Here is a 24821-nt window from a genome sequence, read left to right on the forward strand (position 1 = left end):
TGTAGATGTTGAGCGACTGCGCCTGGTCAATCCATTTCTGGCGACGCGCCGCGGCCTCAACAATCCAGGAGGTCTCGATCTCAAACGCTGTGGCGTAAAGCGCCTTGACGTCTTGCGGCACGCGGTCGATCGGCCGCAGCGATCCGTCAAAGTGCTTGAGGTCCACGACCATCACGTCGTCCCACAGGCCCAGGCGCTTGAGGTCGCGCACCAGGTAATGGTTGATGACCGTGAATTCGCCGGACAGGTTGGACTTGACCGACAGGTTGCCAAAGCAGGGTTCGATACAGGCATCCACCCCGATGATGTTGGAGATGGTCGCTGTAGGCGCAATGGCGACGCAATTGGAGTTGCGCATGCCGTCTTTGGCAATCTTCTTGCGCAAGGCGTCCCAGTCAAGGCTGGCGGAGCGGTCGACTTCCACATAGCCGCCGCGCTGCTCGGCCAGCATGTCCAGCGTATCCAGCGGCAGGATGCCCTTGTCCCAGAGCGAGCCTTTGTACGTGGCATATTTGCCGCGCTCTTTGGCCAGTTCGGTTGATGCCCAGTAGGCGTGGTAGCAAACAGCTTCCATGGACTTGTCGGCGAACTCGACAGCTTCCTGGGAGGCATAAGGCACGCGCAATTCATACAGGCAGTCCTGGAAGCCCATGATGCCCAGGCCCACGGGGCGGTGGCGCATGTTGGAGTCACGGGCCTTTTTGACGGCGTAGTAGTTGATGTCGATCACGTTGTCCAGCATGCGCATGGCCGTGGTGATGGTTTTCTTGAGCTTTTCGTGGTCAACCGCGCCATCCTTCAGGTGCTGAACGAGGTTGACCGAGCCCAGGTTGCAGACGGCGGTTTCGGTGTCGCTGGTGTTGAGCGTGATCTCGGTGCACAGGTTGGAGGAGTGCACAACGCCGGCGTGCTGCTGCGGCGAGCGCACATTGCAGGCGTCCTTGAAGGTGATCCAGGGATGGCCGGTTTCAAACAGCATCGACAGCATCTTGCGCCACATGTCGGTGGCCTGCAGCTTGCGGGACGGCTTGATCTCGCCGCGCTCGGCCTTGGCTTCGTAGGCGGTATAGATTTTTTCGAAATCCTTGCCGAACTTGTCGTGCAGGTCGGGCGTGTCGGATGGTGAGAACAGCGTCCAGGTGCCCTTTTCCATCACGCGGCGCATGAAGAGGTCAGGAATCCAGTTGGCGGTGTTCATGTCGTGCGTGCGGCGGCGGTCGTCGCCGGTGTTCTTGCGCAGCTCCAGGAACTCTTCAATATCCAGGTGCCAGGTTTCCAGGTAGGCGCAGACGGCGCCCTTGCGCTTGCCGCCCTGGTTGACCGCCACGGCGGTGTCGTTGACGACCTTCAGGAAAGGCACGACGCCTTGCGATTCGCCGTTGGTGCCCTTGATATGGGCGCCCAGGGCGCGCACGGGCGTCCAGTCATTGCCCAGGCCGCCGGCGAATTTGGACAGCAGGGCGTTTTCCTTGATGGCATCGTAGATGCCGCCCAGGTCGTCGGCGACGGTCGTCAGATAGCACGAGGACAGCTGCGAGCGCAACGTGCCGGCGTTGAACAGGGTAGGCGTGCTCGACATGAAGTCGAAGGACGACAGGATTTCGTAGAACTCGATCGCGCGCTCTTCGCGGTTGATCTCGTTAAGCGACAGGCCCATGGCCACACGCATGAAGAAAGCCTGGGGCAGCTCGATGCGCTGCTTGCGTACATGCAGGAAGTAGCGGTCAAACAGGGTCTGCAGGCCAAGGTAGTCGAACTTCAGGTCGCGCTCGGGCTTGAGCGCCGCACCCAGGCGGGCCAGGTCGAACTGCTGCAGCTTTTCGTCGAGCAATTCGTTCTGCACGCCCTTGGCGATGAACTGAGGGAAGTATTCAGCATAGCGAATGGCCATGTCTTCCTGGCTGACTTCTTCACCCAGTACTTCGCGGCGGATGGTGTGCATCAGCAGGCGTGCTGTGGCGTAGGTGTAGTCGGGGTCTTTCTCGATCAGGGTTCGCGCAGCCAGGATAGAAGCTTTGTAGACCTCATCGATGGGCACACCGTCATAGAGGTTGCGCATGGTCTCTGCCACGATGGGGTCGGGCTTGACATCGGCGCCCAGATTGGCGCAAGACGCTTCAATCAGCGCCTGCAGGTTGCGGACATCGAGCGCGACGCGGTTACCGCGATCCGTCACGTGGATCAGGGGCGCGGCAGGTGCCTGGGTTTGCGGCTGGCGTGCACGTTCCTGTGTGCGCTTCTCGCGGTACAGCACGTAAGCGCGGGCAATCTCGTGGTGGCCGCCGCGCATCAGGCCGAGCTCGACCTGATCCTGCACGTCTTCTATATGAAAGGTGCCGCCGCCCGGTCGCGAGCGCATCAGGGCACGGATGACCGCTTGCGTCAGGCCGTCAACCGTTTCGCGCACGCTGGCCGAAGCCGCCCCTTGTGTGCCGTGAACAGCCAGGAAGGCCTTCATCATGGCCACGGCAATTTTGTTGGGTTCGAAAGGCACCACACCGCCATTGCGGCGGATGATCTGGTAATGGGCGAGCGGGTTGCTTTGTGCGTTGGTGTCGGCGACGGCTGGGTTGTTTGCCAGAACGCTCGATGTAACGGGCACCGCGTGTTGTGCTGTTTGCATGACTTCCTCTTTGCTTTGTTTTATGGGTGGTTTGATGCGCTGTTCGGGGTCTCTGGATATCTGAGGTTTTGTGCAGGTCTATCAACCTGCCCTTCCTTTCCGGACCCGAATTACATCAAACTGAAATTAGGGCTTAGACACTATACCTAGGGTCTGAGGGGAATACAAGCCACTACAGGTAGTGTATCGCCGACTGAATGCACCGTTACGTTTTGTGGCTTTTTCGGGTCACCATCCGGGCACCTGGATGAGGCCTTATTGCCGAGTCGTTGAGGTTCGGAAGAGCCTGATGCACCAAGGCCTGCGAAGCAGATGCGGCGTGGCCGGCATGTCTCGACGCGGACTGGCGTTGGAAAATTTTGCCCCTTGCTGAGGTAAAAATAACAACGATTTTCAGCAACAGCGCACCGCAGATGGGGTGCTCAGCAGGGTCCGTTGCTCAGGTATTTTCGGGAAAACACCTAGCCGGCGACGACAGTGAGTTTTGCAGCAGCGGCCAGTTAAAGCCGGAGCCCGGGTCCTGCTTGCGGCCGGGTGCTATGTGCTCGTGTCCGGCAATGTGGTCGATGGGGTAGCGTTGCAGGAGTGAGGCGCACAGCCCCGTCAGGGTTTCATATTGGGATGCTTCAAAGGTATCTCCCTCAAGGCCTTCCAGTTCAATGCCGACGGAATCGTCGTTGCAGTTGACGCGTCCACGGTAGCTCGATTCCCCGGCGTGCCAGGCGCGGTCGTCGCAACTCACAAATTGCCACAGTGCACCGGTGCGGGCGATGAAGAAGTGCGACGAGACCTGCAGGCCGCGAATGCCTTGAAAATAAGTGTGCGCCTCCCAGTCAAGCTGGTTGGTGAAGAGCCGCTGGACGTTGCCATTGCCGTACTCGCCCGGCGGCAGGCTGATGGAGTGAATGACGATCAGATCGATTTTTGCCTCGATCGGGCGCGGACCAAAGTTGGGTGAGGCGAGCGCACGTGCGTACCGGTACCACCCGTTTTGCCACAAGGGCAGGGAAACGCTGCCCGGGCTTTCAGGCGGGGTCATCGGCCGGATCAAGTCCATCGGCAAGCTCGTCGTTGCCGGGTGTGGTGATGTTCAGGCGGGCAATGCGGTAGCGGATCTGCCGCAGGCTCAAGCCCAGCCTTGCGGCGGCGGCCGTGCGGTTGAAGCCGGTCTCCAGCAGAACCTTGGTCAGGATGTTCCGTTCCTGGCCATCCAGGTAATCCTGCAGGTTTTCCGGGACGGTGACAGGTTCTTCGGCTGGCGCATCAAAATGCAGCGCACTTCCTTCCCCAAGGGCTACGGCTCTATGAAGGATGTTTTCCAGTTCCCTGACATTGCCGTTGTAAGTCCTGGACTGCAGCTGCTCCATTACCGCATCCGTCAGCTCGGGCATCTTGAAGCCGGATTCCTGGCAGATTCTTGATAGGAGGGCATTGCAGAGGGCGGGCAAGTCCTCCTTGCGCTCACGCAAGGCCGGCACGGCAATCTCGATCACGTTGAGCCGGTAGTAAAGATCCTGACGGAACGTCCCTTCCTGGGCCTCTGCCGCCAGGTTTTTATGGGTGGCGCTGACGATGCGCACGTCCACGGCATCTTCCTGCGGCGACCCCAGCGGCCTTACCGTGCGCTCCTGGATGGCGCGCAGAAGTTTGGATTGCATGGCCAGGGGCAGGTCACCGATTTCATCGAGAAACAGGGTTCCGCCCTTGGCCGCCTGGAAATAGCCCTGCCGGTCCTGCGCCGAACCGGTATAGGCCCCCTTGCGAGCGCCGAAAAACTCCGCTTCCAGAAGGTTTTCGGGTATGGCGCTGCAATTGACGGCCACAAAAGGCCCGGCTGCGCGATGGCTGCAACTGTGTACAGCGCGAGCAACCAGTTCCTTGCCGGTGCCTGACTCTCCCTGGATAAGAACCGGTGCCATGCTTCCTGCCACTTTGACGATGCGCGACTTCACGGCGCGCATGACGGCAGATTCCCCCACCAGTTTTTGCAGGATCTGGGCGCCGTCACCGTTCTTTTTCTGGCCTGTTGCAGAAGATGCAATGCCAGATTCCATTGCACTTCGGTCACCTTTGGCTTGTTGTGCCGGCTGTTTGGCGCCCTGCACCGCGGACGCCACGACGCTGCGGAACTGTTTCAGGTCCACAGGTTTTGTGAGGTAATCGAACGCGCCGGCCTTCAGGGCTTCCACCGCATTTTCGGCCGAACCGTGGGCTGTAATCACCACGCATCGTTCCGGCCTTTGCTGGTCCACCATGTCGCGCAGCAGCTCAAGGCCGAGGCCGTCAGGCAGGCGCATATCGGTAATCACCGCATCGAAGTGATGCGCCTTGAGCTGTTCCCGGGCCTGCAGCAGGTCGCCGGCGGCCTCTACCCGATACCCCTCCCTGAGCAGGGTCAGCTCATACAGGGTGCGCAGATCCGGTTCATCGTCAATGACCAGGATGCGCGCTTGCTGGGGGGCAGGAGTGGGGATGCTCATGGGTTCAGGTGGGCATTGTGGCAAAAGAAGCCGCCGGCAAGCTCAGCGGCGGGCTGGAAGGCCCGAAGGTGACAAAAAATTCGTTTCCGTCAATGCCGCCCCGCTGCACGCGTTGATAGCCGATCAGCGCTCCATAGCGTTCGCACAATTCACGGCAGATGTACAAGCCCAATCCGCTGGAGCGGCTTTCAGAGGAGAAAAATGGCTCGAACAAATGCGTTTGCACAGTTTGCTCCATGGGCTGGCCGTCGCTCCACACAGACAAGCGAGCCTGTCCCGGTGTCACCAGCTGGGTGGAGACTTCAATTGCCTGCGAAGAGGTGCTGGCATAGCGAAGGGCATTGTCCAGCAGATTGATCATCAGGCGGCGCAAATGCTCGGGCTCAAAACACACAACGGTGTTGCCTGAGTCTGCCGTGATCTTCATGCGTTGGGATGCTGCGGTCTGCACTGCCCAGTCTGTAGCAATCCTGTGAGCAGTTTCGTCCAGTGCCAGGCTGGTGGTTTGCGGTGAGGGAAGGTGTGCCTGGGCCCGCGAAATATTCAGCACCTCATCGACAATCCGGGCAAGGCGCTGCGCATTTTGCCGGATCATGGCTGTAAGCTGGCGATGGGCTTCATCCTGCAGGTCTTCCTCCAGCAAGGCATTGGCTTGCGAGATGGCAGCCAGCGGGTTCCTGATTTCGTGCGCTACCGCAGCCGACATGCGCCCCATGGCCGCCATCTTTTCGGTCCTCACGCGCGCTTCCATTTCACGAAGGTCTTCGAGAAACATCACACAAAGACTTTCATGGGTGCCGTTTTTTGAGGCGGCAAGGCGGGTGCGCACGTGGAGCCGGCGGGTGTTGCTGCCGGGGTATTCAAGGCCGACGTCCGCTTCCTGGGGTGCCTGCGTGCTGAACGTGCTGTGCATCAGTTCGGCAAGAGGCAGCCAGGTGGCTTCCATGACAAGGATGAAAGGCGCACTGCGAACCGAATCCCGAACCCCCAGCAGGCGCCTGGACGCCGGATTGGCCGACCGGACGATGCCATTGATGTCGACTACCAGCACACCGTCGGCCAATGTTTCAATGACCAACTCATTGACCTGAGTCTGCATGCGCGCGGCGGACTGGCTGCGCTTTGCCAGCTGCTCTTCACGGGCCAGCCGCAAGGCCAGGTGGTTTGCAAGCAGGGCAACGAGGAAAAAGCCGGAGCCGCTCAAGCCAGACTGGAGGAATCGGGCATTGAAGTCGCCCAATACCTGAAGTGAACTCCACCAGGCGTCGGCCAGAAGCAGCAGGGTCACGCTGGCAGCGGTTCCGAAGGCCAGCAAGATCGGCCCGAGGATGGATGCAAGGAGCACCGGCAGGGCAAACAGCGGGGTGTAGTTGATGCCGCTTGATTGCAGGAAATTGAGGGTGGAGAACGTGATGACGTCCACACCGATGGTCAGCAACCACTGTGCGTCAAAGGTGCTTCGCGGTGGCCGCGGTTTGGCCCACAGGCGCACGGCAAGTGTGGCGCACAGGTAGGCGATGCATACCGCAATGGACCAGCGGTTGGTGATGTTGCCCAGCGCGTAGATAACCGCCTGCAGGATGACCAGTACGGTAGCGATGGCGACACGCGCCGTCATGAAGACCCGCCACAAGCGGCCGAAAGAGCCCAGTTCGGGCACAGCCTCCCACACGCCTGATGCCTTGCCTCCCGTTTCAAACCAGTGGGATGGCGTGCTCATTGGGGCCTGCTAACACTATGTTTGCAAGATGCGTTGCGTTCCTTGCCCGGACTCCCGGTCTGGGATTCGTTGCGCGCCTTGATTGGCACCGTTTTCACCCCGTTCGCATTGGTAAACATGGTGTTATCAGGCCCTAGCCGCCGGCTTGGCGCTGGTGCGCGTCGCTGCAGTAAATGCCGTTGTTGCCGATCAACGCTTCCGTTTTCGGCAAATGCACGCCGCAAACCTCGCAGGCAACGATTTCGGTGATGGCGGTTGCCGTTTTTGCCGGGGCGGGCGGGTGGGCGGGTGCGGCGTCCCGCTGTTCCGTTTCGCGGTTGTGCCGCCAGATCCAGAAGATCACCAGTACAAATCCCATGACGAGAAGGTATTTCATGCCCGCCTCAGGATGACTTCAAGCACAAAGCGCGAGCCAGCGTAGCCCAGCAGCAGCAGGCCCGAGCCCAGGTAAAGGACACGCACAGCCTTGCGGCCGCGCCAGCCCAGGCGCGCACGCCCTATCAGCAGGCCGGCGAATGTCAGCCAGGCCAGGACGGAAAACACGGTTTTATGGTTCCATTTCCAGGCCAGCCCGGGCCCGTACAGCGTTTCGGCGAACAGCCAGCCTACAAACAGCGTGGCCGACAGCAGCACAAAACCGGCCTCCACGAAGCGGAAGGTGAGCCGCTCCAGCGTGAGCAGCGGCACGCCGGCGTCGGTTTGTGCGGCAAGGCGGATGGCGCGCTCGGAACGGGTCATCAGCCAGCCGTGCACGACGGCCGCGGCGAACAGGCCGTAGGACGCAATGCCCAGAGCCCAGTGCAGGGGTAGCCAGGGCGAGGCGATGGCATGGTAGGTGGTTCCGGGGAAAATGACGGTCAGGATGACGGCAGCACTGCCCAGCCCTGCCAATGCCCAGTGCGCCTGAAGCTGCGGGAACAGGCGGCTTTCGATGGCGTAGACGGTCAGCACCAGCCAGACCGTCATGGACAGCGCCGGTGCAAAGCCGAAGCGCGCGGGCTCGCCCAACAGGCCGTCGGCCAAGGCCAGTGCGTGCAGCAGCCATGCCGCCAGCAACATCCCCCGAATGGTGGTGGGGCCAAGGCGCGCAGAGGCCAGTGCCAATGCAGCGTAGGCGATGGCGGCGCCGGCCGCCGCCGCAAGACCCCACCAGTCGCTCAAAGCTAAAATCATGGCTAGAGTTTAGCCTTTACCGCTTCTTTTTCCGGCTTTCTGGCAGTCTTTCCCTGCCGCAATTCATTTCCACCTAACTGCGCCACGTTCGTGGCGCCCTCCCATGGCCTCAGCACTTACCGACAAGTTATCCCGCCTCGTCAAGGAAATGCGAGGGCAGGCCCGCATCACCGATTCCAACGTGCAGGACATGCTGCGCGAGGTACGCATGGCGTTGCTGGAGGCCGATGTGGCCTTGCCGGTGGTGCGCGACTTCATTGCGCGGGTCAAGGAAAAAGCGCTGGGCCAGGAGGTCATGGGATCGCTATCGCCCGGTCAGGCGCTGGTCGGCATCGTGAACAAGGAACTCGCCGCCACCATGGGCGACGGCGTGAGCGACATCAACCTGGCGGCCCAGCCGCCCGCCGTCATCCTGATGGCCGGCCTGCAGGGCGCAGGTAAAACCACGACCACCGCCAAGCTGGCCAAGCACCTGATTGAAAAGCGCAAGAAGAAGGTACTGACGGTCTCGGGCGACGTCTACCGCCCGGCTGCCATCGAGCAGCTCAAGACAGTCACCAAACAGGCGGGTGCCGAATGGTTCCCCAGCACGCCGGACCAGAAACCGGCCGACATCGCGCGAGCTGCCATTGACTATGCGCGCAAGCACTTTTTTGATGTGCTGCTGGTCGACACGGCCGGCCGGCTGGCGATTGATGAAGCCCTCATGGCTGAGATCAAGGAACTGCATGCCATCCTGAACCCGGTCGAGACCCTGTTCGTGGTCGATGCCATGCAGGGCCAGGATGCGGTCAACACTGCCAAGGCTTTCAAGGAAGCCTTGCCGCTGACCGGCATCATCCTGACCAAGACCGACGGCGATTCACGGGGCGGGGCGGCGCTCAGCGTGCGCCAGATCACCGGCGCGCCCATCAAGTTCTCGGGCACCAGCGAAAAGATCGACGGCCTCGAGGTCTTCGACGCCGAGCGCCATGCCGGCCGCATCCTGGGCATGGGCGACATCGTGGCGCTGGTCGAGCAGGTTGCCGCCGGGGTGGACATCGCTTCCGCCCAGAAGCTCGCGGCCAAGATCAAGTCTGGTGACGGCTTTGACCTCAACGACTTCCTGAGCCAGCTGCAGCAGATGAAAAACATGGGCGGATTGTCCAGCCTGCTCGACAAACTGCCCGCGCAGATGGCCGCCAAGGCTGGCCAGGTCGACATGGACAAGGCAGAAAAAGACATCAAGCGCAAGGAAGGCATCATCCAGAGCATGACGCCGCTCGAGCGCCGCAAGCCCGAACTCATCAAGGCCACCCGCAAGCGCCGCATCGCCGCCGGCTCGGGCGTGCACGTTCAGGAGGTCAACCGCCTGCTCAATGAGTTTGAGCAGATGCAGGGCATGATGAAAAAGATGAAGGGCAGTGGGATGATGAAGATGATGAAGCGCATGGGCGGCATGAAGGGCATGCCGAAGTTCTGATTCATTCGCTGTTCAGGGAAAATGGCTGTAGCCCAATAGGGGTGGGCGTAACCAGCTCCTGAATTAATAGCACTCACCTGCCATAAAAAAGCCGCTCAAAGCGGCTTTTTTTATGGGTCACCCTGATGTCAGGCCATTCTCAGGCCGCCTTCAGCCGCGGCTTGGCCAGCCGGCTTGCATGCAGCCAGGCGCGCCGCAGCACCGCCGGCGAACGGGTCTCTTCGGGGATCAGCAGGTAGTTCTGCGCACGCAGGGCGGTGCCCACGCCGACCTTGCTGGTGAGCACTGTCATCGGAATCGCCAGCAGCAGCGGCAGGCCGACAGGGATCAGCCAGATCAGCGCGCGTGCATCGATCACGGCAATGCCGACAGCCAGCAGCGCGATCACACCCGACATGGGCGCCAGCTGCGCCAGCGCATGGCGCCAGGGCACAGCAGCCGCTTCGCGCGGGGGCGACTTCCATTCGAGCTTCAGGCCGGTCAGGGCCACCACCACAAACAGCGAATGCGCGAGCATGCGGATGGGCGCCTGCAGCAGTGCGATCAGGGTTTCAAGCAAAGCGCTGCGGAGCAGGGCGACGGTGCCGCCATAGGATTGCTGCTGGCGGTTGACCAGCACGGCCACGATGCCCAGGATGCGCGGCAAAAACAGCATGCACAGCGTCCAGCCCCAAAGCGCCATCAGCTCGCCGGGCAGCAACGTCCAGTCGGCGATCATGGGCGAGCCCGACAGCCACAGCGCCGTGCCCAGTGTGAGGAAGCACAGCCACAGCGGTGCCGACAGGTAAGCCATGGCGCCCGTGCCGAACATGGAGCGGTGCACCGGGTGAATGCCCGGCTCGGCGATCAGGCGGGAGTTTTGCAGGTTGCCCTGGCACCAGCGGCGATCACGCTGCAGTTCTGCCAGCAAATCGGGTGGCTGCTGTTCGTAGCTGCCCACCAGGTCACCGACCAGCCACACGTAGTAGCCGGCACGGCGCATCAGCGCGGCCTCGACAAAATCATGCGACATGATGCTGCCGGCCATGCCGCCCGTACCCTTGATGTGGGCCAGCGCGCAATGCTTCATGAAGGGCTCAATGCGGATGATGGCGTTGTGGCCCCAGTAATGGGATTCACCCATCTGCCAGAACTGCATGCCCAGCGTGAACAGGCGGCCCGTCACGCGCGAGGCGAACTGCTGAGCGCGTGCGTGCAGGGTTACATGGCCGATGGCCTGCGTGGCAGTCTGGATGATGCCGGCCTTGGGGTTGGCTTCCATCAGCTTGACCATGGAAACCAGGCAGTCGCCGCTCATCACGCTGTCGGCGTCCAGCACCACCATGTAGCGATAGTCCTTGCCCCAGCGGCGGCAAAAGTCGGCCACGTTGCCGGCCTTGCGGTCGGTGCGGCGCTTGCGCAGGCGGTAGTAGACCTCGATCTGCGGCTGGTCGGGGTGCACGGCCAGCTGGGCACGCAGGTCTTCCCATGCGGCACGTTCGGCCTGGATGATGGCCGGGTTACTGCTGTCCGACAGCACGAACACGTCAAAACTCTGCACATGGCCTGTCATTGCGACCGACTCGCAGGTAGCGCGCAGGCCGGCAAACACGGTGCGGACGTCCTCATTGCAGATCGGCATGATGATCGCGGTGCGGGTGGACGCATCCAGCGGAACGTGCTGGACTTTTTTGGCCGACAACGCGTGCTTGTCACCGTAGATGGTCACGTAAAAACCCATCATCGCCGTCATGAAACCAGTCACGACCCAGGCCGACAGCAACGCGAACAGTGTGATCTGACCGTATTGCAACCAGGCGTTGTCGTAATCGGGTTGCATGTCGGCAAAGATGCTGGTGGCCAGCACCGTGCTGACCAGCGTCAACATCAGGAACACCGCGCGGCGCCGCCTGGCAGCCCGTTGCCAGGGCTCGGGCCGCGGCGAAGGCAGGGGCCGCAAGGCCGCCGGGTCGGTGGCCTTGAACAACGCCAGCGTCGGCAGCAGCACGGCGGTTGCCATGCTGTTCCAGAAGCCGCGCCAGGGACGCGGCGCCATCGAGCCGCGGTTAATGGGCGGTGCCGTGACCGAGTTCGGGTGACGTTCCTCACGCAGGGGGCTGCGCGCAGCGGCAGCGGTCAGGGTGTGATCAGGTTGGTCCATGTTTCGCTTACGGTGTGGTTGTCGTGTTTGAGAAAGGCGCGCAGCTCAACAGGCTGGGCCGCGTTCAGCCGCTGCACGCGCAGCGCCATGCGCCACGCGCCAGTGGCGGGATTTTTGTAGGCCAGGCTTTCAAGCACGCGGCCGTTGGCGTTGGCGCTGGAGATCGCTTCGACCTTCGCGTCTTCGGCCAGCGCGTCCAGCGCCGGGCCTGCAAAGTCGACGACGTACTGGACCTGGCCAGTGAGGTCGGTGCCCGGTTGGGTAAACCCGAAGCCGCGGCGCGATTGCAGGACCCAGCCGTTGGGCGGAAGTTGCTGGTTCTTGCCTTGCCAGGTGATTTGCCAGGCGATGTCCAGCGACTGGCCAGGGGCCGGTAATTTCTCAGGAACCCAGTACGCGGCCACGTTGTCGTGGGTCTCGTCGGGTGTGGCAAATTGAAACAGCTCGACCCGGCCGGCGCCCCAGTCGCCCACGGGCGTGACCCAGGCGCTGGGCCGCATTTCATAGCGGGCTTCGGTGTCTTCATAGCTGGCGAAGGTGCGGTCGCGTTGCATCAGGCCAAAACCCTTGAGTGATTTCATGGCAAAAGACGTCACCAGCGGCGACGTCGGGTTTTGCAGAGGACGCCACAGCCATTCGCCTTCACCTGTCGCGATCATCAACCCGTCGGAGTCATGTACTTCGGGACGGAAGTCGGCGGAGCGGGGTTGGTTCTCGCCGGATAAAAACATGCTTGTCAGCGGTGCGATGCCCAGCGATGTGATGGGGGCGCTGTTGCCGCTGGTACTGGCTGGGCGCATGAAGATGCGTGCCTGCACGTTGGTGGTGGTGTGTTCACCGCCCTGAATGTCAAAGCKGTATGCGCCCGTCATACGCTCGGAATCCATCACCGCAAACACCGTCAGCTGCTTGCTGTCAGCCGCAGGCTTTTGCAACCAGAAATCCGTGAAGCGGGGAAACTCTTCCTTGCCTCCGGCAGCACCGCCTGCAGTGTCGACGGCCAGGCCGCGTGCCGAAAGTCCGTAGCGCTGGCCGGAGCCCAATGCCCGGAAATAGGTGGCGCCGGTGAACACGGCCAGCTCGTCTTTGTACGTGGGCGAGTTGAGGTTGCTGAAAAAACGTACGCCGCCGTGGCCCAGGTCACCCCAGGTCTGGGGCGACAGCTTGTTTTTCCCGAAATTGAAGCTCGCGGGGTCGTAGGGCAGGGGCTTGGCGCCTGCTGTCGTGATTTCGTGAATGCGGACTGAATCACCGTGCCGGCCGACGTGGAAAAAATTCGCCTCAAAGGGCAGTTTGTCGGTACGCCACAGCGTGCTGGCAGCATTGAAACGGATGTCACGGTACTCGTCGTACGTCATTTTTGCCAACTCGGCCGGCACTGCGTGGGAGGCTTCGCGCCAAGGCGTTTGCGAGCGCTGGCGGGCGATTGCGGCCACATCGTCCAGGCTGAAGGCGTGTGCCTGGCCTGCGGCGAGCGTCAGTGCAGCGAGGCTCGAGCAGGCCGCGATACGGGCCCACAGGAGAAAGTTGGCGCCGCGCCTGGCGCCAACGGAGGCGTCGAAAAAAGACGGAAAAAAAGCTGGCATGCCATGACTAGGGCAAACCCTGTGCCAGCTTCAAAAAATTGTTTTAAATCAAGGAGTTAAACGTGATACTTGATTTAACCAAATGTAACTCAGCTCAAAAGCACCAGAAATGGCTGTTTTTGTCGCCAGTCAGCGACAGCTTGAAGATGTGGGTTGATTAAATCGTTTTAAATCAATGGCTTAAGGCTGTCGCCAGCCAGCGACGGGACGCAGCGGCGTGGCGACAAGCTCAGGAAGAGCCAGGGGCCTCAGCCTTGAAATGCCCCGGCGTCAGCCCGTGCTTTTGCATCAACCGGTAGAACTCGGTCCGGTTGCGGTCCGCCAGCCGCGCCGCATCGGCCACGTTTCCATCCGTCAATTTGAGCAGCCCCACCAGGTAGTCCCGTTCGAAGTGTTGCCTGGCCTCGGCATAGGTGAGCACCTGCACGCTCGGAGAGCGCAAGGCGCGCTGAACCAGCGCCAGCGGTACCAGCGGCGTGGTCGACAGGGCGCAAACCTGCTCCACCACGTTATAGAGCTGGCGCACATTGCCCGGCCATGCGGCGGTGGTCAGCGCCTTCAGGGCTTCGGGGGCAAAACCGCTCAGGCGCTTGTCGTACTTCGCGGCCAGCTTCAGCAGGAAATGGTTGGCCAGCAGCGGAATGTCCTCGCGGCGCTCAGACAGCGGGGGTAATGTCAGCGTGACCACGTTGAGCCGGTAATAGAGGTCGGCGCGGAACTGGCCCTCGGCCATGGCGGCATCAAGGTCTCGGTGCGTAGCCGAAATAATGCGCACGTCCACGGGGACCGACTGGCTGGAGCCCAGAGGCCGAACCATACGCTCCTGCAATACGCGCAGCAGTTTGACCTGAAGGGCAGGCGGCATGTCACCGATTTCATCGAGCAACAGGGTGCCGCCGTCGGCGGCCTGAAAAAGACCCTTGTGATTGGCCACCGCGTCGGTGAAGGCCCCCTTCACGTGGCCAAACAGCTCGGACTCCAGCAAGGCCTCGGGAATGGCGCCGCAATTGACAGCGATGAACGGCTTGCCGGCCCGCGCACTGGCTTGGTGGATGGCCTGTGCGAGCAGTTCCTTGCCGGTGCCGCTYTCRCCGCGCAGCAGCACGCTGGCGTCMGAYTGCGCCACCATGCGCGCTTCGGCCAGGGCTTCCGCCATGCGACTGGAGCGGCTGATGATCTGGCTCTGCCAGGCTTCGGGACTGCCGCGTTTGGCCGGGTCCGCAGGCGCGCTTAGGGCCAGGGCTTGTGCAATCTTGTCGAGCAGGCTTTTACCGTCAAAAGGCTTGGTGAGGTAGGTAAACACACCACGCTCAGTCGCTTCCACAGCGTCCGGAATGGTGCCGTGCGCAGTCAGCAAAATCACCGGTAGTGAAGGATGTTGCTGGCGAATATCGTCGAACAGGGCCAGCCCGTCCCTGCCGGGAAGCCGTACATCACTGAGCACCAGCTGCGGCCGTTCGATGTGCAGCTGGGTCAGCGCCGCTTCGGCTGAAGTGACTGCCGTGACGCGATAACCTGCGGCTGTGAGCCGCATGGTAAGCAGGCGCAGCATGTCCGCGTCATCATCGACGACGAGCAGGTGAGGCGTTGTCAGGGCTGAATTGTTCATGGCGCGATGGGACGAGGCCGGCTGGCAGGCGTCGCGGGGGCCGAGGCCGTCGCCGCTGGCGGCCGGCTGGTCAGGCTGCGTTCAATTGCCTTGAGGGCCTCCAGGCGTTCATTGGTCTGGTCCAGCCTGCGCTGCGCTTCGCGCAGTTGCTGACCCTGTTTGTCAAGCTGCTCCTCCAGGCGACGCTGTTCAGCGTAGCGCGACGCCAGCAGCCGTGCCAGCGGATGCAGCGGCTGGGCATCGGTATTGCCCAATACACGGGCGAGTAATTCCTGGGCTCGCACCAGTTCAGGCAGTTGCCGCAGTTGAGCGAGCACCAGCGAGAGCTGGAGCTGGGCCTCGGGGCTGGCGGCATCTCCAAGCCGTCCGGTTTCCTGGGCGAGTTCCGCCGGCTGCATGAGGCGCACGCGCTCGGCATAGGCGAGCATGCGCAGCGTCATGCCACTGGCAAAAACGACAGCTTCGGACAGCGGCGGGGGCTGGCTGGCGCTGGCGCGCGCAGCTTCGGCGGCGGAGGCTGCAGCCCTGGCGGCCGCAGCGGCCGCAACAGCGTCGGTGCTGCGCTCGCCGGCGGGACCCCCGCTGCTGCATGCTGCCAGTGCGAGCGTAACCGTCAAGGCGAAAGCCGGCCGCCAGCGGCGGCCGGGCGAGCGCGCTCCAGGCGGGAGGGGAGAAAGGTCAATACTTGGGTGYATGGGGGAGTTCGATTCTGAAGTGTGCACCAGGTTGGTCTGGCATCAAGGCAATACTTCCACCGTGCGCTGCGATGTACTCGTGCACGATGGAAAGGCCGATTCCGCTGCCCCGGACTACGTCGGCAGGCTGGCGTTCACCGCGATAAAAGGGTTCGAACACCCGGTCCCGATCGGCCTGTGCCACGCCCACGCCCTGGTCGTGGATATCGATGCGGGCAAATCCCTTGTGCTGGCTGAGTTCCAGCCGGATCATGCCTTTGTGGGGGGAGTAACGGATAGCGTTGGAAAGGAGGTTGGCCACCGCGGTGCCGATTTTTTCGGGGTCGATTTCCATCACAAGGGATTCACCGGCAACGCTGACCGTCAGGTCGCGTGCGCGCCACTGCAGGCGCTGCGCGTAAACCTGTTCCTCCAGGAGCTGCAGGAGGTCAATGCTTTGGCGTTTCAATTGGCGTGCCTCGAACGCGGCGGTATTAAAGCGCAGCAGGTCTTCAATCTGGCTTTGCAATACGCCGGTGTTGTGGCGCAGGATCTGCGCAATTTCACGCTGGTCATTGCTCAGTTTGCCCGCTACGCCGTCTTCCAGCAGCGATACGCCTTCGCGCAGAGAAGCCAGTGGTGTCTTGAGCTCATGCGAGATATGGCGCAGGAAGCGGGATTTGTCGGCATCCAGCTCAACCAGCCGAAGGCGCAGCCAATTCAGGCGCTGACCGACCAGGGCCAGATCGGCTGGCCCCTGGATGGCGATAACCTCGTCAAGACGGTTTTCGCCCAGGCCGACGATGGCGTTTTCCAGGCGCCTGAGCGGCAGCGTGAACCACACCCCGAATGCCAGCGCCATGGCGATGGCCAGCACGATGGCCCAGGTCACCTGCTGCGTCAGGCGCTGGCGGCTGGCCTCAAGCTTGCCCTCCAGCGACCTGTTGCGCTGCTGGATCGCCTGTTGCACCTGCACGGCAATGGCTGCGTTGACGGTTTCCAGTTCGCGGAATTCCTGTGCCAGCTGACGTTCCCGGTCCAGTGCGGTACCTGTTGGGCCGGACAGCAGATCGCGGATGCTCTGCATGTGCGCGCGCCATTGCCGGGCCTGGTCCACCGGTATGTCTTCATGCGCCAGACTGGTCAGGATGTCCGCCGCCTCCCGGGCCTCTTCACCGAAGCGCTCTCGCAATACCCGGTCATCAAGGACGACCGATTGCCGCGAAGTTCGCTCCATCGACACGCTGCGTTCGGCAAGGGATTGCGCCGCGCTGCTGAGGTCCAGTGCACGTGCGGCATTGCTGCGGCTTTGCAGCGAAAGGTCTTCCAGGGTAAACAGTGCCCGCAGTGAAGCGGCGCCCAGCAGGGCGGCAATCAGCAGAAAAGCGATTACCAGGAGTTGCCGGAACGAAAACCGTTGCAGCATGTGCGTGGGATGTATCGGCAGCAGATCAGGCCGGTATGGCAATGTCCTGCATCAGGACTTCGCCGCGCAGCGAACGCTGCGTAGCCTGCGTGATGGTGATGTCCAGCATCTGGCCGATCAGCCGCGGCTGGCCCTTGAAGTTGACCACACGGTTGCATTCCGTACGGCCCATCAGCTCAGTCGGGTCCTTGCGTGAAGTGCCTTCGACCAGGATGCGCTGCACCGTACCCTGGCGGCTGGCACTGATGGCCCGCACGCTGTCGTCAATCGTTGCCTGCAAGTGTTGCAGGCGCCTGAGTTTCACCTCATGCGGCGTGTCGTCGTGCAGCGCGGCGGCAGGGGTGCCGGGACGCGGGCTGTAGATGAAGCTGAAGGAAGTGTCGTAGCCGATCTCGTCGATCAGCTTCATCATCTTGCCGAAGTCGTCTTCGGTCTCACCGGGGAAACCGACGATGAAATCGCTGCTCATGGCCAGATCCGGGCGGATGGCGCGCAGCTTGCGGATGGTGCTCTTGTATTCCATGGCGGTGTAGCCGCGCTTCATAGCCATCAAGATGCGGTCGGAACCATGCTGAACCGGAAGGTGCAGATGGTTGACCAGCTTGGGCAGCCGGGCGTAGGCGTCGATCAGGCGCTGCGTGAACTCGTTGGGGTGGCTGGTCACGTAGCGGATGCGCTCAATTCCGGGTATATCCGACACGTAATCGAGCAGCGTGGCGAAATCGGCGATCTCCGCTGTACCGCCCATCGGTCCACGGTAAGCGTTGACGTTTTGCCCTAGCAGCGTGACTTCCTTGACACCCTGGTCGGCCAGACCGGCGACTTCGACCAGCACATCCTCGAAGGGCCGCGAGACCTCTTCGCCACGCGTATACGGTACCACGCAATAGCTGCAATATTTGGAGCAGCCTTCCATGATGCTCACGAACGCGCTGGCGCCCTCGACCCGTGCCGGCGGCAGGTGGTCGAATTTTTCGATCTCCGGAAAGCTGATATCGACCTGCGGCTTGCCCAGGCGGGCCCGGCTGGCCAGCATCTGCGGCAGGCGATGCAGGGTTTGGGGGCCAAAAACCACGTCGACATACGGCGCACGCTGGATGATGGCGGCGCCTTCCTGACTCGCCACGCAGCCGCCGACGCCGATCAGCACGCCTTTTTCTTTCAGGTGCTTGACGCGGCCCAGGTCGCTGAAAACCTTTTCCTGGGCTTTTTCGCGGACAGAACAGGTATTGAACAGGATCAGGTCCGCCTGCTCCATGTCCTGGGTGGGCTCATAGCCCTCGGCCGCGTGGAGCACATCGGACATCTTGTCCGAGTCGTACTCGTTCATCTGGCAGCCGAAGGTTTTAATGAAGACTTTTTTGCTCATGATGCTGGCTGGTTTGCGGTTGATCCACCGGGGTTTGCCGCGATCGCTATCAAATTAATAGCTGCTTGCGCCCTTGATTAAAGGGCTGCAGGCTTATTTGTGCTTGGGGCTTGGTGTTACTGCTTGTAGGCAGGTAACTGGTCGTACGGCGTTTTGCCGTTGTCCACGGCCTTGGCCGGGGCGCCGCTGCCAAAATTGAACACCGTGGCAGTACCGCCCGCCCGCTTTTCCTTGGCCTCTTCCRTATTGAGGATCCAGACCTCATGCACCTCGCCGGTGTTGCTGCGCACGTAGTTCACCACCAGCTTTTGGTTCAGGAGTGGGCCGGACAACACGAAATTGTTGTTAATGTCGTGAATGCGCGAGCCTACGGAGAGCCGGTCCTGCTTGCCGTCCATGGAAATCACAGGGGGTGCTACCACCACCATTTCGCCCCGGACGGCTTTGGGAGGGAATTTCCGGATGTTGGGTTTGACGGCTTCGGCCGAATCGGTCTGGGCCAGGGCCGGCAGGCTCATCAGGCCGGCAAAAGCGGCCAGCATCATCAGGAGTACGGCCAGGCGGGGAGTGCAGCGGTTCATGGTATGTGTCCAGAGGCTGTGAATAGAGGAAGAATAACAAAGAACAAAGCCCCAGGGGGAAGGACCCTCTGAGGCTTCGAAGCATTCTTGGTGGTCGTAGGTGGACTTGAACCACCGACATCAGCATTATGAATGCTGCGCTCTAACCAACTGAGCTATACGACCGACAGCCCAAGATTATATATCACCCCCACGCTCCCTACTTCGTGTGGTTCGCTGCCCCCGAGGGGCGCTGCGCCTGCGGCCCGGCAAAGCCGGTTCGCCGCCCCTGCTGGATATAGCCTGGGAAGGCCCGAAATAAGCCGAGTGCACGGTGGGGCTATTTCTAGCGGTGAGTAAATACTGGCTTGCGTTTGTTCACGAACGCGTCCATGCCTTCTTTCTGGTCTTCGGTGGCAAACAGGGCGTGGAAGAGGCGCCGCTCGAACATCACGCCGTCGCTGAGGCTGCTTTCAAACGCGCGGTTGACGGCTTCCTTGGCTGCCATCACGCTGGGTTGGCCAAAGGTACAAATCATCAGGGCGGCGGCCAGCGCCTCGTCCATCAGCTTGTCCAGCGGCACGACCCGGCTCACCAGTCCCGAGCGTTCAGCTTCGGCGGCGTCCATCATCCGGCCTGTCAGCGCCATGTCCATGGCTTTGGCCTTGCCTACGGCACGTGGCAGGCGCTGCGTCCCGCCGGCGCCTGGAATGATGCCCAGCTTGATTTCAGGCTGGCCGAACTTTGCGTTGTCGGCGGCGATGATGAAGTCGCACATCATGGCAAGTTCGCAGCCGCCGCCCAGCGCAAAGCCGCTGACGGCCGCAATCACCGGCTTGCGGATGCTGCGAATTTGCTCCCAGTTGCGGGTGATGTAGTCGTTGTTGTAAACGTCGGCAAAACTATAAGTCGCCATGGCGCCGATATCGGCCCCGGCGGCAAAGGCCTTTTCGCTGCCGGTCAGGATGATGCAGCCGACTGTCTCGTCGGCGTCAAATTCCTTGAGTGCGCGGCCCAGTTCGTTCATGAGCTGGTCGTTCAGGGCATTGAGCTGTTTGGGACGGTTCAGCGTCACGACACCCACCTTGCGGGAGTCCGGTCCTTCTGTGCGGGTTTCAATGGTTTCGTAGGTCGTGGAAGGCATGAAATAGTCCTTTGGCTGGAAATGCGTCCGGCAATGATGCCACGGGCTCACCGCTCTCAGCAGCCTGCTGCAATGCTAGATTCAGGAAACAGGAGACCGTTCATGACCGCTTCCCATTCCGGAGCCATTCCCGATTCCACCGTGCTGTATGCCACCGAGGGCGCCATAGGTATCGTCACATTGAACCGTCCGCACGCCCTGAACAGCTTTACCCGTCAGATGCACCGGGATTTGTGGGCCGCCCTGGACAAGGCGGAGGCTGATCCGCACATTCGCGCGCTGGTCATCACGGGTGCCGGCCGTGGGTTCTGCGCCGGTGCCGATCTGTCCGAATTCGATTTCGCGCCCGGCCCCAACCTGGTTGAGCGGGCCAATCCAGGTCCCGTCATTGACCAGGCCTTCAACCCTACGGCCCGCAAATTGCTGGGGCTGCGCATGCCGACGGTGGCAGCTGTCAACGGCGTGGCCGCAGGTGCCGGCGCGTCGCTGGCCATGACGTGCGACATGGCGGTGGCCGCTCCGGGCGCCAGTTTTATCCAGGCATTCAGCAAGATCGGATTGGTGCCTGATGCGGGCAGCAGCTGGCTGCTGGTGCAAAAGCTGGGGTTGGCGCGCGCCATGGGGCTGGCACTGACGGGGGACAAACTTCCGGCGGTGCAGGCGCTGGAGTGGGGCCTCATCTGGCAGGTGGCGGATGACGCCGTGGCGGCCGCCCTCATCCTCGCACAGCGGCTGGCCAGTCTGCCGACCCTGGCGCTGGTGGGCACGCGCCAGCTGATGCGTGAGGGCGTTACGCGAACACTGCACCAGCAACTTGATGCGGAACGCGACATGCAGGCGGCTCTGGGGCGCAGCCACGATTACATGGAAGGCGTGACGGCCTTTCTTGAAAAGCGTCCCGCCGTATTCAGGGGCGAATAATTTTCCGTGGAGGCGAGCCGGCGGGTCAGCTTTTCTGGCCGAGCCATTGGTCCATCAGCGTGGCGTCCCGCACCGCCAGGCGCCAGGTGGTTAACGCAGGCGGCATGGACAGTTCCAGCCGCAGCAGGCGTTTGTCGCGCGCTACCAGGGCAATGACTTTTTTGGCCGTGCCCGCATAGTGCGGCAGGTCATCGAGCCGGCTTATGCGCCAGCCGCCTTCCACCCGCCGCGCTCCGGTCCTGCTGTTAATGGGTTCCACGCCCAGCCACTCATCTCCTGCCGCAAAACCGGCGCGCTCGGCGGCGCCGCCGCGGAGCACAGTCTTGACCTGCACCACGCCCAGGTTTTCGGTGGCGCGCAAGCCGAGCCGCTGGGCCAGCTGCGCCGGCTCTTCAACGACTGAGACGCCATGCTGTTCCAGCAGGGCCTTGAGCGGCAGCTCTTCGCGCCCGTGCACCCATTGGGCCAGTTCGGCGGCAAACGGACGATGCCCTGCTGCCTCAAGCTCCTTGGCAAAATCCGCCTCGCGCATCGGGCCGGCTTTACAGCGCAGCCAGAGCGCGCGCATCACGTTGTCCAGTGTCGCGCCCCTGGCGGCGCCGCCTTCCGCCCGAAGCGTCAGGTCAAAGCACAGCGCCACCAACGCGCCCTTGGTGTAGTAGCTCACCGTGGCATTGGGCGTGTTTTCGTCCTGCCGGTAGTACTTCACCCAGGCATCGAAACTGGCCTGGGCGACGGACTGAACCAGTCGGCCGGGCGCCTGCATGACCTGGTTGATGGTTTTGTTGAGCAGCTTCAGGTAGCCTGCGTTGTCGAGCAGGCCTGCCCGGCGCAGCAACAGGTCGTCGTAGTAGCTGGTGAAGCCCTCAAAAAACCAGAGCAAGCTGCTGTAGTTCTCGCCGCTGTAGTCGTAACTTTCAAATTCGGCAGGGCGCAACTGTTTGACGTTCCAGGTGTGGAAGTACTCATGGCTGATAAGACCGCGCAGCGTGGTGTAGCCCTCTGCGGTGCGGGATTCTCCCAGGCGCGGCAAGTCCTTGCGGTTGCAGATCAGCGCGGTCGAGTTCCGGTGCTCCAGGCCGCCATAGCCATCGTCCACCGCATTGAGCATGAACAGGTAGTTCCGGAAGGGCGGTTTTTTGGTTCCGTGCCAGAAGCGGATTTCCGTCTCGCAAATCTTCTGGGTGTCCGCCAGCAACCTGGCGCCGTCGAAGCTGGCGGCGGCGCCGGCCACCACCAGCCGGTGCGGTACACCTCGGGCTGTGAAGGTGCCGCTCCAGAAAGTACCCATCTCCACGGGGCAGTCCACCAACTCGTCGTAATCGCCCGCCTGGTAGGTACCAAACCCATGCTTGTTGATTGCTCGCGGCGTAAGGCCGGTGGCCAGTGACCAGCCCTTGACGGCTTGCGGCGCAGGGATTTCCAGCACGTGCACGGTTTTCTCCTGGCCGTGCACTTTCAGGCACAGGCTGGTGCCATTGAAAAAACCGCGGCGGCCGTCCAGCCAGGCGCTGCGAACGGAGTTGTCGCAGGCGTACACCTCATAGCGCAGCACCAGCGGTTTGGTGGGCGAGCATTGAACCTGCCAGGTGCATTTGTCAAGCTGCTCTGCGTGGAGGGGCGTTCGGCCCGTCTGGCGGGCTTCGAGGTTCTGGAGGTTCTTGGAGAATTCCCGGACCAGATAGCTGCCGGGGATCCACACCGGGAGCGACACCCGTTGCAGGGCTTCGGGTTGTGCGATCGTGAGGGTCACGCGAAAGAGATGGGCGTGCAGGTTGCCTGTTTCGACGCGGTAGTGAAGGGGAGCGGGGGGATTTTTGAGGGTGCCTGGCATCTTGCAGACAGAATACCCCAGGTCAGCAGCGGCTTGCAGGGGGGCAGATCGGGCCGGCAGTATGGCCTTGACGGATGAAGTGTGCTTGCTATTAAAAAAGGAGCTACTAATCCACGTACTACATGGGATCGGGCAATTAATTGCTTAAGAACTCTGGCGCGCTCAAGGCGCTTTGGCCTCGGCCAGCAGTTTTTCAACTTCCTCCGCGTCCACGGCGCCGGGCGCCCGCTTGCCATTGACGAAGAGCAGGGTGGGTGTTCCGGTGATGTTGTACTTCTGCCCATACTCGCGGTTGCGCTTGAGGGCCGCGATATCGCATTCGGTAGTCGCAGGTGTTTTGTTGCGCAGTATCCAGTTGTTCCAGGCCTTGGCCTGGTCTTTGGCGCACCAGATGTTGCGCGACTTCATGATCGAGTCGGGCCCCAGTACGGGGTACAAGAATAGATAGACGGTCACATTGTCGACCTCGGCGAGTTCACGCTCGAAATGTTTGCAGTAACCGCAGTTGGGATCTTCAAAGACGGCCAGCTTGCGCTGCCCGTCGCCACGCACGATTTTGATGGCGTCGTCTGTGGGCAGTTTGTCGAAATCGACCGCCGTGAGTTTTTCGACGCGCTCTTCCGTCAGGTTGCGTCGGTTCTTCACATCCAGAAGATGGCCTTCGATCAGGAAGTTGCCCTGCTCGTCGGTGTAAAAGATATCAAAACCAATACGGACTTCATAGAGTCCGTTCATCGGTGTTTTGGTCACTTCGTCGATCTCGGAGAACGGGGGCATTCTTTCGGCCAGATTTTTGCGAATGACGGCATCATGCGCCGATGACGGCATCAGGGTATACGCCAGAAGGCCGAGCCCGCCGATCAGGCTGAGCAGGGCGATTGATTTCAAAAATCTCATCAGTGTTCCGCTATAAGCCCGCAGCCTGCCGCGTCAGCCAGTTTTTAAGGAAACCACTGCGCTCAAACCCCTTCATGCCCCAATTGCGCAGAGCCTGCCAGCGTCCGTCGGTCTGCGCAAAAATTCCGTGCAAACCATCGGTTACCGCGCCCATGGCTGCCACGTCAGCCTTGCGGGCTCTTTCGTAGCGCCGCAACAGTTTTTCATCGCCCAGTTCGCGCCAGTATTCACGTTGCGAAATGACCTCGGCCAGGCAGGCCGCGTCGGCCAGGCCCAGGTTCAAGCCCTGACCGGCCAACGGATGCACCGTATGCGCTGCATCCCCTGCCAGGGCCCAGCCGGGGCCTACCCAGTGTCCGGCGCTGGACAGGGAAAGCTGCCAGCTTGCCCGTTCGCTGGTCAGGCGCAGGCTTCCGGTTTCCTGGCCGCAGACGGCTTTGAGGGTGTTACAAAATTCTTCGGGGGGCATTTTTTCGAGAATGGCGGCACGGTGTACAGAGACAGACCACACCAGCGCCGCCAAGTTCCCGTTGGCACCCGATAAAGGCAAAAGAGCCAGGATGTCGCCATTGGCAAACCACTGGCGGGCGATGCCGCCATGGGGTATGTCGAGTTCAAGCCGTGCCGCGATGGCTTTTTGCGGATAGGGTTTGACGGTCCAGTTGACTGGCCGGATTTGAGCAAACTCATCACGGCTGGCGCTTTTCTGGCCTTCGCAGATCACAGTGAGCGCGGCCTTGGCGGGTGTACTCACTGATTCAATCTGCGGCTGGTAGCGAACCGCCTGGCTCAACTGTTGCTCCAGCGCCGGGACGTCCACAATCCAGGCCAGCGCTTCCTGGCCGACGCTGCGTGCCGTGAAGTCCAGCTTGCCGCCGTCATCCCCCCAAACCTGCATTTCAGCCACTGGCGTGGCAAAGGCCGCATCAGGCCAGGCGCGCAGTGTTTCCAGGACGCCACGCGATGCGCTATTGAGGGCGTAGGCGCGCACATCGGGAACGGCTGGCATCCCCGGCAACCTTTCAGGCCGGATGACAAGGGCCACGCGAAGGCGCTCGCGCGCCAGCAGCAGGGCCAGCGTGCGGCCCACCACGCCATCGCCGCGAATACACACATCAAAAGTCTTGGACATGGCCCATTTTAGGAGGCAGGGCAAAATTGACGTTTTGGGGCAAACAATTACTGCGCGGTTTCTGGCCGTGC

19 protein-coding genes and 1 tRNA gene are annotated in these 24821 nt (G+C 61.8%); 2 read left to right on the top strand and 18 right to left on the bottom strand.

Going from position 1 to position 24821, the window contains the following annotated elements; translation table 11 throughout:
• The 6 genes from AC1D0Z_RS05145 to AC1D0Z_RS05170 all read right to left on the bottom strand — a co-directional run.
• Positions 1–2623 (bottom strand): ribonucleoside-diphosphate reductase subunit alpha (locus tag AC1D0Z_RS05145; protein WP_477657167.1); only part of this gene is annotated, 2623 nt, incomplete at its 3' end.
• Positions 2624–3062: 439 nt separating this feature from the next.
• The gene (ampD, locus tag AC1D0Z_RS05150; protein WP_477657168.1) at positions 3063–3662 is read right to left on the bottom strand and encodes a 1,6-anhydro-N-acetylmuramyl-L-alanine amidase AmpD; all 600 of its coding nucleotides are present in this window, start codon (positions 3660–3662) and stop codon (positions 3063–3065) included.
• Complete coding sequence (locus AC1D0Z_RS05155; protein WP_477657169.1) at positions 3649–5103, bottom strand: sigma-54-dependent transcriptional regulator; 1455 nt, start codon at positions 5101–5103, stop codon at positions 3649–3651. Before AC1D0Z_RS05155 ends, ampD begins: the two co-directional genes overlap by 14 nt.
• 4 nt (positions 5104–5107) lie before the next feature.
• Complete coding sequence (locus AC1D0Z_RS05160) at positions 5108–6823, bottom strand: sensor histidine kinase (protein WP_477657170.1); 1716 nt, start codon at positions 6821–6823, stop codon at positions 5108–5110.
• Positions 6824–6956: 133 nt separating this feature from the next.
• Entirely contained in the window at positions 6957–7199 is a 243-nt protein-coding gene (locus AC1D0Z_RS05165) for a PP0621 family protein (RefSeq protein WP_477657171.1), read from the bottom strand.
• Positions 7196–7996: a cytochrome C assembly family protein gene (locus tag AC1D0Z_RS05170; RefSeq protein WP_477657172.1), complete on the bottom strand. Its 801-nt coding sequence runs from the start codon at positions 7994–7996 to the stop codon at positions 7196–7198. The genes AC1D0Z_RS05165 and AC1D0Z_RS05170 overlap by 4 nt, the downstream gene beginning before the upstream one ends.
• A gap of 103 nt (positions 7997–8099) precedes the next feature.
• Here AC1D0Z_RS05170 and ffh point away from each other — a divergent pair, with 103 nt between their 5' ends.
• The gene (gene ffh, locus AC1D0Z_RS05175) at positions 8100–9458 is read left to right on the top strand and encodes a signal recognition particle protein (RefSeq protein ID WP_477657173.1); all 1359 of its coding nucleotides are present in this window, start codon (positions 8100–8102) and stop codon (positions 9456–9458) included.
• Between the two features lie 139 nt (positions 9459–9597).
• On the opposite strand, the gene mdoH is transcribed toward ffh, so the two are convergent.
• From mdoH to AC1D0Z_RS05220, 9 genes are all read right to left on the bottom strand, one after another.
• Entirely contained in the window at positions 9598–11598 is a 2001-nt protein-coding gene (gene mdoH / locus AC1D0Z_RS05180; RefSeq protein ID WP_477657174.1) for a glucans biosynthesis glucosyltransferase MdoH, read from the bottom strand.
• Entirely contained in the window at positions 11574–13184 is a 1611-nt protein-coding gene (locus AC1D0Z_RS05185; protein ID WP_477657175.1) for a glucan biosynthesis protein G, read from the bottom strand. Before AC1D0Z_RS05185 ends, mdoH begins: the two co-directional genes overlap by 25 nt.
• Positions 13185–13413: 229 nt before the next feature.
• Positions 13414–14793, bottom strand: a complete 1380-nt coding sequence (locus tag AC1D0Z_RS05190; protein ID WP_477657176.1) for a sigma 54-interacting transcriptional regulator — start codon at positions 14791–14793, stop codon at positions 13414–13416.
• Positions 14790–15410: a hypothetical protein gene (locus AC1D0Z_RS05195; RefSeq protein WP_477657177.1), complete on the bottom strand. Its 621-nt coding sequence runs from the start codon at positions 15408–15410 to the stop codon at positions 14790–14792. Before AC1D0Z_RS05195 ends, AC1D0Z_RS05190 begins: the two co-directional genes overlap by 4 nt.
• 61 nt (positions 15411–15471) lie before the next feature.
• The gene (locus AC1D0Z_RS05200) at positions 15472–16893 is read right to left on the bottom strand and encodes a sensor histidine kinase (RefSeq protein ID WP_477657178.1); all 1422 of its coding nucleotides are present in this window, start codon (positions 16891–16893) and stop codon (positions 15472–15474) included.
• A gap of 25 nt (positions 16894–16918) precedes the next feature.
• Positions 16919–18262, bottom strand: coding sequence for a tRNA (N6-isopentenyl adenosine(37)-C2)-methylthiotransferase MiaB (gene miaB, locus AC1D0Z_RS05205; RefSeq protein WP_477657179.1), 1344 nt, complete (start codon positions 18260–18262; stop codon positions 16919–16921).
• Between the two features lie 116 nt (positions 18263–18378).
• Entirely contained in the window at positions 18379–18843 is a 465-nt protein-coding gene (locus AC1D0Z_RS05210) for a hypothetical protein (protein ID WP_477657180.1), read from the bottom strand.
• Positions 18844–18931: 88 nt separating this feature from the next.
• Positions 18932–19008: transfer RNA gene (locus tag AC1D0Z_RS05215), tRNA-Met, on the bottom strand.
• A 160-nt stretch (positions 19009–19168) separates the two neighbouring features.
• Positions 19169–19966, bottom strand: coding sequence for an enoyl-CoA hydratase (locus AC1D0Z_RS05220; RefSeq protein ID WP_477657181.1), 798 nt, complete (start codon positions 19964–19966; stop codon positions 19169–19171).
• Between the two features lie 102 nt (positions 19967–20068).
• Between AC1D0Z_RS05220 and AC1D0Z_RS05225 the strand changes: the two genes are divergently transcribed.
• Complete coding sequence (locus AC1D0Z_RS05225; protein ID WP_477657182.1) at positions 20069–20887, top strand: enoyl-CoA hydratase-related protein; 819 nt, start codon at positions 20069–20071, stop codon at positions 20885–20887.
• A 25-nt stretch (positions 20888–20912) separates the two neighbouring features.
• Here AC1D0Z_RS05225 and AC1D0Z_RS05230 read toward each other — a convergent pair whose 3' ends face one another.
• The 3 genes from AC1D0Z_RS05230 to AC1D0Z_RS05240 form a co-directional block, all read right to left on the bottom strand.
• Entirely contained in the window at positions 20913–22721 is a 1809-nt protein-coding gene (locus tag AC1D0Z_RS05230) for a M61 family metallopeptidase (RefSeq protein ID WP_477657183.1), read from the bottom strand.
• Between the two features lie 162 nt (positions 22722–22883).
• Complete coding sequence (locus AC1D0Z_RS05235; RefSeq protein ID WP_477657184.1) at positions 22884–23618, bottom strand: DsbC family protein; 735 nt, start codon at positions 23616–23618, stop codon at positions 22884–22886.
• Positions 23619–23628: 10 nt separating this feature from the next.
• A complete protein-coding gene (locus AC1D0Z_RS05240) occupies positions 23629–24750 on the bottom strand; it encodes an FAD-dependent monooxygenase (protein ID WP_477657185.1) in 1122 nt (373 codons plus the stop codon).
• Between the last annotated feature and the right edge of the window lie 71 nt (positions 24751–24821).

The organism is Polaromonas sp. P1_E3 (assembly GCF_056405935.1).

What these genes read in the sequence shown, in the direction of transcription:
- ampD (WP_477657168.1), bottom strand. Translation starts at nt 3,662, where the DNA reads ATGACCCCGCCTGAAAGCCCGGGCAGCGTTTCCCTGCCCTTGTGGCAA.
- AC1D0Z_RS05155 (WP_477657169.1), bottom strand. Translation starts at nt 5,103, where the DNA reads ATGAGCATCCCCACTCCTGCCCCCCAGCAAGCGCGCATCCTGGTCATT.
- AC1D0Z_RS05160 (WP_477657170.1), bottom strand. Translation starts at nt 6,823, where the DNA reads ATGAGCACGCCATCCCACTGGTTTGAAACGGGAGGCAAGGCATCAGGC.
- AC1D0Z_RS05165 (WP_477657171.1), bottom strand. Translation starts at nt 7,199, where the DNA reads ATGAAATACCTTCTCGTCATGGGATTTGTACTGGTGATCTTCTGGATC.
- AC1D0Z_RS05170 (WP_477657172.1), bottom strand. Translation starts at nt 7,996, where the DNA reads ATGATTTTAGCTTTGAGCGACTGGTGGGGTCTTGCGGCGGCGGCCGGC.
- ffh (WP_477657173.1), top strand. Translation starts at nt 8,100, where the DNA reads ATGGCCTCAGCACTTACCGACAAGTTATCCCGCCTCGTCAAGGAAATG.
- mdoH (WP_477657174.1), bottom strand. Translation starts at nt 11,598, where the DNA reads ATGGACCAACCTGATCACACCCTGACCGCTGCCGCTGCGCGCAGCCCC.
- miaB (WP_477657179.1), bottom strand. Translation starts at nt 18,262, where the DNA reads ATGAGCAAAAAAGTCTTCATTAAAACCTTCGGCTGCCAGATGAACGAG.
- AC1D0Z_RS05220 (WP_477657181.1), bottom strand. Translation starts at nt 19,966, where the DNA reads ATGCCTTCCACGACCTACGAAACCATTGAAACCCGCACAGAAGGACCG.
- AC1D0Z_RS05225 (WP_477657182.1), top strand. Translation starts at nt 20,069, where the DNA reads ATGACCGCTTCCCATTCCGGAGCCATTCCCGATTCCACCGTGCTGTAT.
- AC1D0Z_RS05230 (WP_477657183.1), bottom strand. Translation starts at nt 22,721, where the DNA reads ATGCCAGGCACCCTCAAAAATCCCCCCGCTCCCCTTCACTACCGCGTC.
- AC1D0Z_RS05235 (WP_477657184.1), bottom strand. Translation starts at nt 23,618, where the DNA reads ATGAGATTTTTGAAATCAATCGCCCTGCTCAGCCTGATCGGCGGGCTC.
- AC1D0Z_RS05240 (WP_477657185.1), bottom strand. Translation starts at nt 24,750, where the DNA reads ATGTCCAAGACTTTTGATGTGTGTATTCGCGGCGATGGCGTGGTGGGC.